The 12,700-nt window shown below is 65.2% G+C and carries 11 protein-coding genes; 2 read left to right on the top strand and 9 right to left on the bottom strand.

Annotation, left to right across the window (positions count from 1 at the left end; translation table 11 throughout):
• Window positions 1-79 precede the first annotated feature (79 nt).
• The 7 genes from SO140_RS27200 to proB form a co-directional block, all read right to left on the bottom strand.
• Window positions 80-1,435, bottom strand: coding sequence for a S41 family peptidase (locus SO140_RS27200; RefSeq protein ID WP_449380607.1), 1,356 nt, complete (start codon window positions 1,433-1,435; stop codon window positions 80-82).
• Window positions 1,432-2,751: a murein hydrolase activator EnvC family protein gene (locus SO140_RS27195; protein WP_474800068.1), complete on the bottom strand. Its 1,320-nt coding sequence runs from the start codon at window positions 2,749-2,751 to the stop codon at window positions 1,432-1,434. Before SO140_RS27195 ends, SO140_RS27200 begins: the two co-directional genes overlap by 4 nt.
• Window positions 2,752-2,783: 32 nt before the next feature.
• Window positions 2,784-3,266: a 23S rRNA (pseudouridine(1915)-N(3))-methyltransferase RlmH gene (rlmH, locus tag SO140_RS27190; RefSeq protein WP_449380609.1), complete on the bottom strand. Its 483-nt coding sequence runs from the start codon at window positions 3,264-3,266 to the stop codon at window positions 2,784-2,786.
• A 125-nt stretch (window positions 3,267-3,391) separates the two neighbouring features.
• Window positions 3,392-3,748: a ribosome silencing factor gene (gene rsfS, locus SO140_RS27185; protein WP_092289999.1), complete on the bottom strand. Its 357-nt coding sequence runs from the start codon at window positions 3,746-3,748 to the stop codon at window positions 3,392-3,394.
• A gap of 195 nt (window positions 3,749-3,943) precedes the next feature.
• Window positions 3,944-4,594, bottom strand: coding sequence for a nicotinate-nucleotide adenylyltransferase (locus tag SO140_RS27180; RefSeq protein ID WP_449380610.1), 651 nt, complete (start codon window positions 4,592-4,594; stop codon window positions 3,944-3,946).
• Window positions 4,595-4,610: 16 nt separating this feature from the next.
• Window positions 4,611-5,930 (bottom strand): glutamate-5-semialdehyde dehydrogenase, encoded by a 1,320-nt coding sequence (locus SO140_RS27175; RefSeq protein ID WP_449380611.1) that lies wholly within the window; start codon window positions 5,928-5,930, stop codon window positions 4,611-4,613.
• A 142-nt stretch (window positions 5,931-6,072) separates the two neighbouring features.
• Window positions 6,073-7,194 (bottom strand): glutamate 5-kinase, encoded by a 1,122-nt coding sequence (gene proB, locus SO140_RS27170; RefSeq protein ID WP_449380612.1) that lies wholly within the window; start codon window positions 7,192-7,194, stop codon window positions 6,073-6,075.
• 198 nt (window positions 7,195-7,392) lie between these two features.
• On the opposite strand from proB, the gene SO140_RS27165 reads away from it, so the two are divergent.
• The gene (locus tag SO140_RS27165; protein ID WP_449380613.1) at window positions 7,393-8,358 is read left to right on the top strand and encodes a Bug family tripartite tricarboxylate transporter substrate binding protein; all 966 of its coding nucleotides are present in this window, start codon (window positions 7,393-7,395) and stop codon (window positions 8,356-8,358) included.
• A 256-nt stretch (window positions 8,359-8,614) separates the two neighbouring features.
• Here the strand turns inward: SO140_RS27165 and SO140_RS27160 are convergent, their stop codons facing one another.
• Entirely contained in the window at window positions 8,615-10,246 is a 1,632-nt protein-coding gene (locus SO140_RS27160; RefSeq protein ID WP_449380614.1) for an alkaline phosphatase family protein, read from the bottom strand.
• Window positions 10,247-10,498: 252 nt separating this feature from the next.
• Entirely contained in the window at window positions 10,499-11,539 is a 1,041-nt protein-coding gene (obgE, locus tag SO140_RS27155; protein WP_449380615.1) for a GTPase ObgE, read from the bottom strand.
• Window positions 11,540-11,698: 159 nt separating this feature from the next.
• Between obgE and SO140_RS27150 the strand changes: the two genes are divergently transcribed.
• Window positions 11,699-12,697, top strand: a complete 999-nt coding sequence (locus SO140_RS27150) for an ABC transporter substrate-binding protein (protein ID WP_449380616.1) — start codon at window positions 11,699-11,701, stop codon at window positions 12,695-12,697.
• The last annotated feature ends 3 nt before the right edge of the window (window positions 12,698-12,700 follow it).

The following is a 12,700-nucleotide window of genomic DNA, read 5'->3' as shown; positions in this document are numbered from 1 at the left end:
TCTACCGGGGTACAGCTTCCCAGCAAAAAGGGCGGCTCGAGGAGCCGCCCTTTCGAAACGTCTAGGTTGCCGCGTGGCGTCAGTTCGCTGCTTTGGGCTTGTCGGCGGCCGCCTTGTTGTCGCCAGGTGCGGGCGCCGCGGAGGCGCTGTTCTTGATGCCGTGCAGGAGATCGTCGGCCATCTTGAGCGCCTTGTCATCCTTGGCATCCGGCGGAACGTAGGACTGCGAGCCGGTCTTCTCGTCGCCGTCGTTCTTGAGGTGGCCGCGCAGCGAAGCCTCGCCCTTGGTGTCGGTGCGGGACTTCAGCTCGTCCGGCACGTCCTGCAGCACTTCGATGTCGGGCACGATACCCTTGGCCTGGATCGACTTGCCCGACGGCGTGTAGTAGCGCGCCGTGGTCAGCCGCAATGCGCCGTTGCCGCTGCCGAGCGGGATGATGGTCTGCACCGAGCCCTTGCCGAACGAGCGCGTGCCGACGATGGTCGCGCGCTTATGATCCTGCAGTGCGCCGGCGACGATTTCCGAAGCCGAGGCTGAGCCGCCGTTGACCAGCACGATCACCGGCTTGCCCTTGGTCAGGTCGCCCGGATGGGCGGAGCGGCGCTGCGTCTCCTCGGCGTTGCGGCCGCGGGTCGACACGATCTCGCCGCGCTCCAGGAAGGAGTCGGACACGGTGACCGCTTCTTCGAGAAGGCCGCCGGGATTGTTGCGGAGATCGATGATGTAGCCCTTCAGCTTGTCGCCAATCTGGGTCGAGAGATTGGCGACCTCCTTCTTGAGGCCCTCGGTGGTCTGCTCGTTGAAGGTGGTGATGCGGATATAGGCGATGTCGTCGGCCTCGACGCGCGCACGCACCGAACGGACGCGGATGTTGTCGCGCACCAGCGTGACGTCGATCGGGTTGTCGACGCCCTTGCGGATGATCTTGAGCTTGATCTTGGTGTTGACGGGGCCGCGCATCTTCTCGACCGCCTGGTTCAGGGTCAGGCCCTGCACCGCCTCGTCGTCGAGATTGGTGATGATGTCGTTGGCCATGACGCCGGCGCGCGAGGCCGGGGTGTCGTCGATCGGCGAGACCACCTTGATCAGGCCGTCCTCCATGGTGACCTCGATGCCGAGGCCGCCGAACTCGCCGCGGGTCTGCACCTGCATGTCACGGAAGCTCTTGGCGTCCATGTAGCTGGAGTGCGGATCGAGCCCGGAGAGCATGCCGGAGATCGCCGATTCGATCAGCTTGGTGTCGTCGGGCTTCTCGACATAGTCGGAGCGCACGCGCTCGAACACGTCGCCGAACAGATTGAGCTGGCGATACGTGTCCGCGGTCGCGGCGCGCGCGCTCGAACCCATGAACACCGCGCGGGGCTGGGTCACGAACAGCGTCAGCGCCGCGCCGGTTGCCGCGCTGAGGAGGATAACTGAAGTCTTGCGCATCATCCGCGAACCTTCTCGCCTTCATTTGCGGCCCACCATGGGCCTGGATCGATAGGAGTGCCGTCTTTGCGGAACTCGACATAGAGCACGGGTTGACTCGCATTCGTGGCGAGAATGGAGGCGACTTGGGATGTCGACCCCATGATCGCGACCGGCTCCCCCGTGAGCACAAACTGTCCGATGTTTACCGAAATGCGCTCCATCCCGGCGATCAGGACATGATACCCGCCCCCTGCGTTAAGGATCAAGAGTTGTCCATAGCTGCGGAAGGGACCGGAATAGACCACCCAGCCGTCACAGGGTGTCGTGACCTGGGCGCCGGGCCGACTTACCAAAGAAATGCCCTTTTGTACGCCGCCCACGCCGTCGGAACCGCCAAAATCCCTGATCTTGGTACCGTTCACGGGTAGCGGCAGCAGGCCCTTGGCGGAGGCGAAGGCGATCGCCGGACTGGTCCGGGAACGGTCCTTGAAGGTGGCCGGCCCCGGCTTGGCATTGGCGGCCGCCTTTGCCTCGGCCTGCTTTGCGGCCTCGGCCGCCTTGGCGGCGCTTTGCAGGTCCTGTTCCATCTTGGCGATCAGGCCCTGGAGGTCACCCACCTGCCTGGAGAGCGCGATGGCGCGCGCATTCTCGGCGTCGAGGTCCTTTTCCCGCGAGGCCTGCTGGCGCTGCCGCTCGTCGACCAGCGCGGCAAGTCGCGTCTGATCGTTGCGGACCTTGTCGCGGTCGGCGGCGAGCTGGTCGCGCTCGGTTGCGATGGTCTTGCGCAGGACCACGAGCTCGCCGAGCTCGCTTGCGATCTTTTCGGCGCGGCCACGCAGTTCCGGAACCACGGCGCCGAGCAGCATCGCCGTGCGCAACGATTGCAGCGCGTCCTCGGGGCGCACCAGGAGCGCGGGCGGCGTCCGCCGGCCGGCGCGCTGCAGCGCGGCCAAGACCTCGACGATGTCGGCGCGCCGCGAATTGAGTGAATTGCGCATCTCCTGCTCGCGCCCGCTCAGCGCGGTCAGCCGTGATTCGGCCTCGCCGATCTTGGTCTCGACACCTCGCACATTGGCGGCCGTGTCGATCAATTGCTGGTTGAGCTGGGTGCGGTCCTGGCCGAGCGAGGCGATCTCGGCCTTCAGCTTGGCCTGCACCTCCTCGGCGCTCTTCTGCCGCTGCCGCGCGGCCTCGAGCTCCTGCTCGCGCTGCTTGATCGCATCGGCCGAGACTTCGGCAGTCTGCGACGCAGGCTTGGCAGTCTGTGCTGCCGCCGGCGCAAGTTGGCTGCCGGCAAAGCCTGTGATCAGCAACAGGTTGAAAAGCTGAGCCCGCATCGCGTCGGAAAAGGTGCTCGTTGAGGCGCGAATCACGCGCGATGATAGGGATGGCCGGCCAGGATGGTTGCGGCCCGATAAAGCTGTTCCAGAAGCATGACGCGGACCATTTGGTGCGGCCAGGTCGCCGCGCCGAACGCGATCACGAGCTTGGCCTTACGGCGCAATTCGGGCGAAAGTCCGTCCGCTCCGCCGATGACGAATATTGTATGCACGCTACCCTCGTCGCGCCAGCGGCCGAGATTCCGTGCGAATACGGTCGAATCGAGATTTTGCCCGCGCTCGTCGAGCGCCACGATCACCGACCTGTCGGGAATATGCGAACTGATTGCCGCGGCCTCTTCGGCCATGCGCGTCGCGGCGTCGCGCGCGCGGCTTTCCGGAATTTCATGAATGGTGAGCTCGCGGAAACCGAGCTTGCGGCCAACCTCGTCAAACCGCTCGTGATAACGATCGGCAAGCTCCCGTTCGGGGCCCTGCTTCAGCCGGCCAACCGCAATGACTGCAACACGCATGACGTCTTTAGAACCGCGTCTTTAGAACCGCGTCTTGAGAGCCGCGTTTTCAACCCGCGCGCACCACGCGCGCGCATGACGCTAGCATGCGCGTCAGCCGATTCGAAATCGGCCTCTTCTAGCCTCTAGATCGCCTTCGCCGCCCCAGGGCCCTGCGTGTACAATCTCTCGAGATTGTAGAACTCACGGACCTCGGGTCTGAACACGTGCACGATCACATCGCCGGAATCGATCAGCACCCAGTCGCAATTGGGCAAGCCCTCGACATGGATGTTCTTGATGCCGGTTTCCTTGAGGCTCTTCGTGACGTTTTCCGCGATCGCGCCAACGTGCCGGTTAACCCGGCCCGTCGTGACGATCATGTAGTCGGAGTACGCCGATTTGCCGCGAAGGTCGATGGTGACCGTCTCTTCCGCCTTCATATCCTCGAGGCGGGAGAGGATCAGGCTCAGCGTCTTGTCGGCGTCGGGTTGCGCCTTCAAGGCCGCAGCTTGGGTCGATGTTTTACGCGTAGGCTTAGCAACCTTGGGTAAAACAGACTTGGACAATACAGATGTGGCCAGGGACCATTCCTTTCACTGTATCGCGAACGCCGAATCCGGCACTCACTGGTTACACTACATCATGTGGGGTTAAGGGTTTCAATATGCCAGAGCCTGTTTCCCGCACGAGCCGCCTCACGCCTCATCGGCCGCCTTCCAGCTCCCATCCGGGTTCCGCAAGGTGGTGGACGACAGGCTGAGCTTCAGCCCGGTGAGGAAGACCCATGCCGGCGCCTGCCGGTCCGCAAGCCGCGTCGCCTCGTTCTCAGGTAAACGGTAACGGGCGAGGGCCTGTGCAGCCGGTGAGGCGAGGGCGCGAAAGCTTTGCGGCGGGCGGTCGATGACCGCCATCGGCACCTGGGCCGCGATGCGCTGCCAGTCCTGCCAGCGATGGAATTGCGCGAGGTTGTCGGCGCCCATGATCCAGACAAAGCGCAGGCCGCTTGCGCGGCGGCGCAAGAAGTTGATCGTGTCGATAGTGTAGCGTGTGCGGATGACGGATTCGAGACAGCTCACCTCGATGCGTGGGTCGTCGGCGACATCGCGCGCGGCCTTCATGCGCTCGCCGAGCGCGTGCAGCGCGCCGTTCTCCTTCAAGGGATTGCCCGGCGTCACCAGCCACCATACGCGATCAAGCTTGAGGCGCGTGAGCGCGAAGCGGCTGATCTCGCGGTGCGCGTGATGCGGCGGATTGAAGGAGCCGCCGAGCAGCCCGATGCGCATGCCATCGGTGTAAGGCGGCAACGCTTGCGCCACAAAGCGCGGCACGACGAAATTGTTGCTCAATGCCCGCCCTGCGAGGTCACGGCCGCGTCTGTCCGGTGCCGTGGACGCGGTACTTGAAGCTCGTGAGCTGCTCGGCACCGACAGGGCCGCGCGCGTGGAATCTTCCAGTGGCAATGCCGATCTCGGCGCCGAAGCCGAACTCGCCGCCATCGGCGAATTGCGTCGAGGCGTTGTGCAGCACGATCGCGGAATCCACTTCGCTCAGGAATTTTTTCGCGGCGGCTTCATCCTTGCTGACGATCGCATCGGTGTGATGCGAGCCGTGATTCTGGATGTGCGCGATCGCGCCGTCGACGCCATCGACGACTTTCGCCGCGATGATCGCATCGAGATATTCGGTGTCCCAGTCGGCCTCGCTCGCAGCTTTGACGCGCGCGTCGATCGCCTGCACGGCGTCGTCGCCGCGCACCTCGCAGCCGGCGTCGATCAACATCTCGACCAGCGGCTTCAGGCTCTTGGCGGCGCCGGCGCGATCGACCAGCAGCGTCTCGGCCGCGCCGCAGACGCCGGTGCGGCGCATCTTGGCATTGAGCACGATCGACTTTGCCATGTCGAGATCGGCGCTCGCGTCGACATAGACGTGGTTGACGCCTTCGAGATGCGCGAACACCGGCACGCGCGCCTCCGCCTCGACGCGCGCGACCAGACTCTTTCCTCCACGCGGCACGATCACGTCGACCGCGCCGTTCAGCCCCGCAAGCATCATCCCGACCGCCGCGCGGTCGCGCGTCGGCACCAGCGTGATCGCAGCCTCAGGCAGTCCTGCCTCGCGAAGACCCTGCACCAGGCATTCGTGGATGGCGCGGCAGGAGCGGAAACTGTCCGAGCCGCCGCGCAGGATCACGGCATTGCCGGATCTCAGGCACAGCACGCCGGCGTCGGCCGCGACATTGGGCCGGCTCTCGAAGATCACGCCGACGACGCCGAGCGGCACGCGCACGCGCTCGATGGTCATGCCGTTCGGCCGCTGCCAGCTCTCGGTGACGACGCCGACGGGATCGGCAATGCCGCGCACGATGGCGATGCCCTCGGCCATCGCCTCGACGCGCGCGGGCGTCAGCGTCAGGCGGTCGATGAAGGCGCCTGTCGCGTCGCCGCCGGCGCGCGCCTCGGCGACGTCCTCGGCATTGGCCGCGAGGATGGCCACCGCGCTCTTGCGGATCGCCCGCTCCATGGCCTCCAGCGCCCGGTTCTTCTGCTCCGCCGGCGCCAGCGCCAGCACGCGCGCCGCAGCCCGGGCCTGGGCGGCGAGATCGGTCATCAGCGCCAGGAGATCGGCAGTGCGATCGGCAGTGCGATCGGCGGTGCCGTCGAGGGCTTTGAGGGGGGCGGCCATGGGACTTCAACCTTCTGCTAAGGCGGTGTCCTAGCACGGAAATCCCGCATTTGCGAAGGGCGGGGAGGGTATGGCTGGTGCCTATCGGGGGCGCGCGGGGATCGGCCAATGGCCTAGCCGCCGTAACGGGGCGTTCCGGGCGTTACCCGCCCACCACCAGATCGTCGCGGTGGATCATCTCGGACCTCCCGCTAATGCCGAGGATGGCCATCACGTCCGGCGAGGAGCGGCCCTTGATCCGCTCGGCATCGTCGGCGTCATAGGCGCTCAGGCCGCGGCCGATCTCGCGCATGTCGGGGCCGCGCACGATCACGGCATCGCCGCGGGCGAATTGGCCCTCGACCTTGATGACGCCGGCCGGCAGCAGGCTGGCGCCGGCGCGAAGCGCGGCGACCGCGCCGGCGTCGATGGTCAGCGTGCCCTTCGGCTCCAGCGAGCCCGCGATCCAGCGCTTTCGCGAGGTCACGGGATTGGCGGGCGTCAGGAACCAGGTGCAGCGGCCGCCGTCGGCGATCGCCTGCAAGGGGTGCTCGATCTTGCCCGACGCAATCAGCATGTGCGTGCCGCCGGTGGTCGCGATCTTCGCGGCCTCGACCTTGGTGCGCATGCCGCCGCGCGACAGTTCGGACTCGGCATCTCCCGCCACGGCCTCGATCTCCGAGGAGATGCTGTCGACCACCGGAATCAGCTTTGCGTTCGGGTTGTTCTTCGGCGGCGCGTCGTAGAGCCCGTCGATGTCGGACAGCAGCACGAGCAGGTCGGCGCTCGCCATGGTGGCGACGCGCGCGGCGAGACGATCGTTGTCGCCATAGCGGATTTCGGTGGTCGCCACCGTGTCGTTCTCGTTGATGACGGGGATCGCGCGCCACTCCAGCAGCTTGCCGATGGTCGAGCGCGCATTGAGATAGCGGCGGCGCTCCTCGGTATCCTGGAGCGTCACCAAAATCTGCCCGGCGCCGATGCCGTGGGCCCCTAAAACCTCCGACCAGATGCGCGCCAGCGCGATCTGGCCGACGGCGGCTGCGGCCTGGCTCTCCTCGAGCTTCAGGGGGCCACGCGGCAGCTTGAGCCGGCTACGGCCGAGCGCGATCGAGCCGGAGGAGACGATCAGGACGTCGCGCCCCTCGCGGTGAAGCTTCGCGAGGTCCGCCGCAAGCGCCGCGAGCCAGGACGCCCGGACTTCGCCGGCATCGGAATCGACCAGCAGGGCTGAGCCGACCTTGACCACGATGCGGCGGAATTGACTGAGTTCGAGGCTGGCCATGGGCGCACGGTCTAAGACGATCTGCTCTGCATTTGCGAAGCGGCGGAGCGAAGAGGCGGCGCCGTTGAGGCCTGCTTTTGCAGCAGGACGATGGCCGGCGCAAGGCGGGGACGGGGGTAAACGGCGTTAACGGTCTTGTCTGGGGCGCCCGCTCGGCGCTATTGCCCTTCAGCCATGTCGGACCTGAAGGGGAAATGCATGCATCGCCGCGACTTCATTGCCGGGTGTCTCGGGCTGCCTTTGCTGGCGCAGACGGGCAGAGCGGAAGCTCAGGCCGGGCTGACCAAGATCATCTTCCCGTTCGCGGCGGGCGCCGGCGGCGACACGCTGTGCCGACTGATCGCACAGGAGATGGCGCCGGTGTTGCAGAAGACCATCGTCGTCGAGAACCGCACCGGCGGTGACGGCCTGATCGGCATCAAGGCGGTGAAGGGCGCCAACCCCGACGGCAGCATGGTGCTGGTGACGACGGGTCCCACCATGTATCTGCTGCCGATGGTGGAGACGATGCCGACCTTCGATGCGGCGAAGGACTTCATGCCGGTGTCACTGTTGGCGCGTTTCGAGTTCGCCGTCGTGATTGGACCTGCGATCGCAGCCAGGAATTTCGGCGAGTTCGTCGCCTGGCTGAAGGCGAACCCGGACAAGGCCACGTTCGGCGTGCCCAGCAATGGCACCATCCCGCACTTCATGGGCTCCAAGCTGGAGAAGGACCTCGGCATTCCCTTGAGCCGTGTGCCCTATCGCGGCAGCGCGCCGATCCTCAACGACCTCGTCGGCGGCCATGTGCCGTTCGGCATCACGACGCTGGCCGACGCGCTTCCGCAGCATCGCGCCAAGGGCGTGACGATCATCGGTGTCTCGAGCGCGCAGCGTTCGCCGTTCGCGCCGGATGTTCCCACGCTGAAGGAGAGCGGCATCGATCTCGTCGCGGACGCCTGGTACGGCATGTGGCTTCCCGCGGGCAGCCCGCCGGAGTTTGCGAGCAAGCTCAGCCTGGCGGCGGCCGCCGCGCTCGCCAAGCCAGAGGTGAAGGAGAAGCTCACCGCGATCGGGCTCATTCCGGTCGGCAGCACGGCGGACGGGCTCACTCAGGAGCTTGCCGCGAATACAGCGTTCTGGCAGCCGATCGTGAAGGCGACGGGGTATAAGATCGAAAATTAAGAGGCGCGAAGAGCGCGCCAGCACTCCGTCGTCATGGCCGGGCTTGTCCCGGCCATCCACGCGCATCCGCTGTTGAGGCAAGACGTGGATACCCGGGTCAAGCCCGGGCATGACGAGATGAGGTAGCCGCGCATTCCCCTCCATCACCTCATCCTGAGGAGCCGCGGAGCGGCGTCTCGAAGGATGAAAGGCCGAGCTGATGCAGCGAGGCCTCCATGGTTCGAGACGGCGCTTCGCGCCTCCTCACCAGGAGGTTCTACAGCTTCGCGCGCTGCGCGATGCCGTCGCGGATGGCCGCGAGCTCGGCTTCATCCCAGATGCCGATCAGGAACCCACCCTTCACCTGAAGCTGGTTGTCGGCATAGGCCGCGATCTTCTCGCGAGGCGTAGTGATGTGACCGCTTGGATGCAGCGCCCAGTCGAACAGCTCGGCCTGAAGCCGTGCAATGATGTCGGCACATTCGGGATCGTCGCCGCGATCGACAAATTCGTCGGGGTCGGTTTCGAGGTCGTACAGCATCGGGCGGAAGCCGGTGGCGTGAATATATTTCCAGCGACCGTCGAACACCATGAAAAGGCGGCAGCGTTCGATCGGCTGGCTCAGCTTCAGCCGCACGTCCTGCATGGCGTAGTCGTATTCGGAGAACGCGACCTTGCGCCATTGCGGCTTCTCGCCGCGCAGCAGCGGCAATAGCGAACGGCCCTCGAGGATATGCGCCGGCACCTTGCCGCCAAAGTAGTCGACGAAGGTCGGCGCGAGATCGATGCCCTCGACGAGCGCATCGCATGTCGTGCCACGCGTGGCGTCGGCCTCCTTCGAGGGATCGATGATAACAAGCGGGATCTTCGCCGACTGCTCGTGGAACAGGTCCTTCTCGCCCATCCAGTGATCGCCGAGATAATCGCCATGATCGGACGTGAACACGATCATGGTGGTCTCCAGGAGGCCGCGCGCTTCCAAAAACTTCATCAGCACGCCCATCTGGTCGTCGATCTGCGCGATCAGGCCCATATAGGTCGGGATCACCTTCTCGCGGGCATCGTCGCGCGCCATGTTCCTGGAATAGCGCATGTCCATGTAGGCGCCGAACACGGGATGCGGGTTTTGCCGCTCGCGTTCGGAGCGGATCGCCGGCAGCATGTCCGCGGTCTTGTACATGCTGGCGTAGGGTTCCGGCGCGATATAAGGCCAGTGCGGCTTGATGTAGGACAGATGCAGGCACCACGGACGGCCATCCGTCTCGGCCTCGGTGATGAAGTCCATCGCGCGGCGCGTCATGTAGGGCGTCTCGGAATGCTCGTCCGGCACGCGCGCGGCCTTGTCGGCGTGCACCAGCAGCCAGCCGTTCTGCAAAGACCCGTCGTCGGCCGCGCCTGAATTCGCCCAATGCTCCCAGGGATTGGTCGCCTCGTATCCTTGGCTGCGCAGATACGCGTCGTATTTCGGACGCGGCCGGCCCGTCGGATGCAAGCCGTCGTCGCGCTCATAGGGCTCGAAGCCGCATTCGGCGACGTGCACGCCAATGATCGATTCCAAGGGGATGCCGAGCGCTTTCATGCCTTCGAGGTCGGGCGCCATGTGAGTCTTGCCGACCAGCACGTTGCGCACCCCGATCTTGTTCAGGTGATCGCCGAGCGTCGGTTCACCGACGCGTAAGGGCCAGCCGTTCCAGTGCGAGCCGTGCGAGCGCATGTAGCGCCCGGTGTAGAACGACATCCGCGATGGACCGCAGATCGGCGATTGCACATAGGCCTTGGTGAAGAGCACACCACGCCTGGCCATGGCGTCGATGTTCGGCGTCTTCAGCGTCGGATGTCCGGTGCAGCCGAGATAATCGTAGCGAAGCTGGTCGCACATGATCCAGAGAACGTTTTTCGCGCGCGACATTCATCGCCCCTGTTTATTCTTGATTGCTTGATGCTGCGCTATCGAAGGCGAGATGGCAACCAGCCAACGATGTGCGTACCTGCGGCCGTACATCCCGCCGTCGTCCCCGCGACCGCGGGGACCCATAACCACAGGGAGTGGTTTGGTGAAGACTCGTAGTTCGGTGCTACGACTGTACGTAACCGATAAATCACGCGGTATGGGTCCCCGCGTTCGCGGGGACGACATTGGAGAGAGTTCAGGCCGACCAGATCAAGCCGACCAGGGCTCCGCTTCGGCGGCGCTCTTGGCCTTGCTGGAGACCGGGCTTTCGCCGATCACGTCCGCAAGCGCGCGCAATGCTTCCCTGACGCCCTGACCGGTGACGCCGGAGAGCAGCAGCGGTGTCTTCTTGGCAGCGCGCTTCAAGCGATCCTTTTGCTTCTTCAGCTCATCCGGCTCGACCGCGTCGATCTTGTTCAGCGCGACGATCTCGATCTTGTCGGTCAGCAGCCCGCCATAGGCGTCGAGCTCCTTGCGCACCGTCTTGTACGCCTTGCCGGCATGCTCGCAGGTCGCGTCGACGAGATGCAGCAGCACGCGGCAGCGCTCGACATGGCCGAGGAAGCGGTCGCCGAGGCCAGCGCCTTCGTGCGCGCCCTCGATCAGACCCGGAATATCCGCCAGCACGAATTCGCGGCCGTCGGCATTCACGACGCCGAGCTGCGGATGCAGCGTGGTGAAAGGATAGTCGGCGATCTTTGGCTTTGCCGCGCTGACCTTGGAGAGAAAGGTCGACTTGCCGGCATTGGGCAGCCCAACGAGGCCAGCATCCGCGATCAGCTTGAGCCGCAGCCAGATCCAGCGCTCCTCGCCGGGCTGGCCGGGATTGGCGTTGCGCGGCGCGCGGTTGGTCGACGACTTGAAATGCGCGTTGCCGAAACCGCCATTGCCGCCTTCGGCGAGGACGAACTTTTCGCCGACCTTCGTGAAGTCGTGGATGAGCGTCTCGCGGTCTTCGTCGAAGATCTGCGTGCCCATCGGCACCTTCAGCACGATCGCCTTGCCATTGGCGCCGTGGCGGTCCGAGCCCATGCCGTTCTCGCCCTTCTGGGCCTTGAAATGCTGCTGGTAGCGGTAGTCGATCAGCGTGTTGAGGCCGTCGGCGACCTCGATGACGACATTACCGCCACGGCCACCATTGCCGCCGGAGGGCCCGCCGAATTCGATGAACTTCTCGCGGCGGAACGCCACGCAGCCGTTCCCGCCGTCACCGGAGCGGATATAGACCTTTGCTTCGTCGAGGAATTTCATGGGCCATAGGTAGGGCAGGGGAGCAGGCGCGGCAACCCGAACTTGTCCGGGAAGAGGCCTAAATTTAAGCGATTTTCGGTCCTTGCTTAACCCGTTGGGGCGTCCGGCGGCCGACGTGATATAGCCGGGAGGAGATGCGGGAGGGTGCAGGGAGCAGGAATGAGGCGGCGGGAGTTCATTGCAGGCGCCGTGTCGGTCGCCATGCTGTCGCGGGCCGGCGCACAGACGGCACCCGGCGGCAAGCGGCTTGCGATCTACAGCCCGTCGGAGCCGTCATCCCTGATGCAGGAGGAGAGCACCAATCGGTACTACCGCGCCCTGTTCGCCGAGCTGCGCCGGCTTGGCCAGGTCAGCGGCGAGACACTCAACGTCGAGCGTTGGGGCGCAGAGAAGGCGGGCATCGGTGCGCCTGCGCTGGTCGAGGAGGTCGTCCGCAGCAATCCCGACGTGATCTACATCGTCGGGCCGGGCGCGCTCCTGTTCAAGCGCGCCACGGACAAAATTCCGATCGTGGCCCTGACCGCCGATCCGGTGGCGCAGGGGATCGCCGCGAACATCGCCCGCCCAGGCGGGAATTTCACCGGCGTCAGCGTCGATACCGGCCCGTCGATCCACGGCAAGCGCATCGCGCTGCTCCGTGAGATCTATCCAAGACTCTCCAGGCTCGCCTACGTCACGCTGCGCGGTGCGTGGGAAGGTGTGCAGGGACCGAGCGTCCGCGCGGCTGCGACCGCAACGGGAACCGAGGTCATTCCATATCTGGTCGAATTTCCGACAACCGAGGCGAGCTACCAGGACCTGATCGCCGGAATTCGTCCCAGCGGTGTCGACGCGGTCATGATCGGTGACAGTCCTGACGTGATGGCGAAGCGGACCGTGATCACGGCACAGGTCGCGGCCGCAGCACTTCCTGCCATCTACCCGCTGTCGGAATTCGTCGATGTCGGCGGTCTCATGACCTATTCCTTCGACCTCGTCGAACTGAACAAGCGTGCCGCCAACAACATCGATGCCATTTTGCGCGGCGCCTATCCCGGCGAGATCCCGTTCTATCAGGCGTCCAAATTCGAGCTGGCGTTGAATCTGAGGACGGCGAAGGCGCTGTCGCTGGATGTGCCCGCGACGCTGCTCGCGAGCGCCGATCGCGTGATCGAATAGCAG

The sequence above is a fragment of the Bradyrhizobium sp. UFLA05-108 genome, from assembly GCF_059803455.1.
Note: the sequence above shows the minus strand (reverse complement) of the source record. Positions and strands in the feature narration are given on the sequence as shown.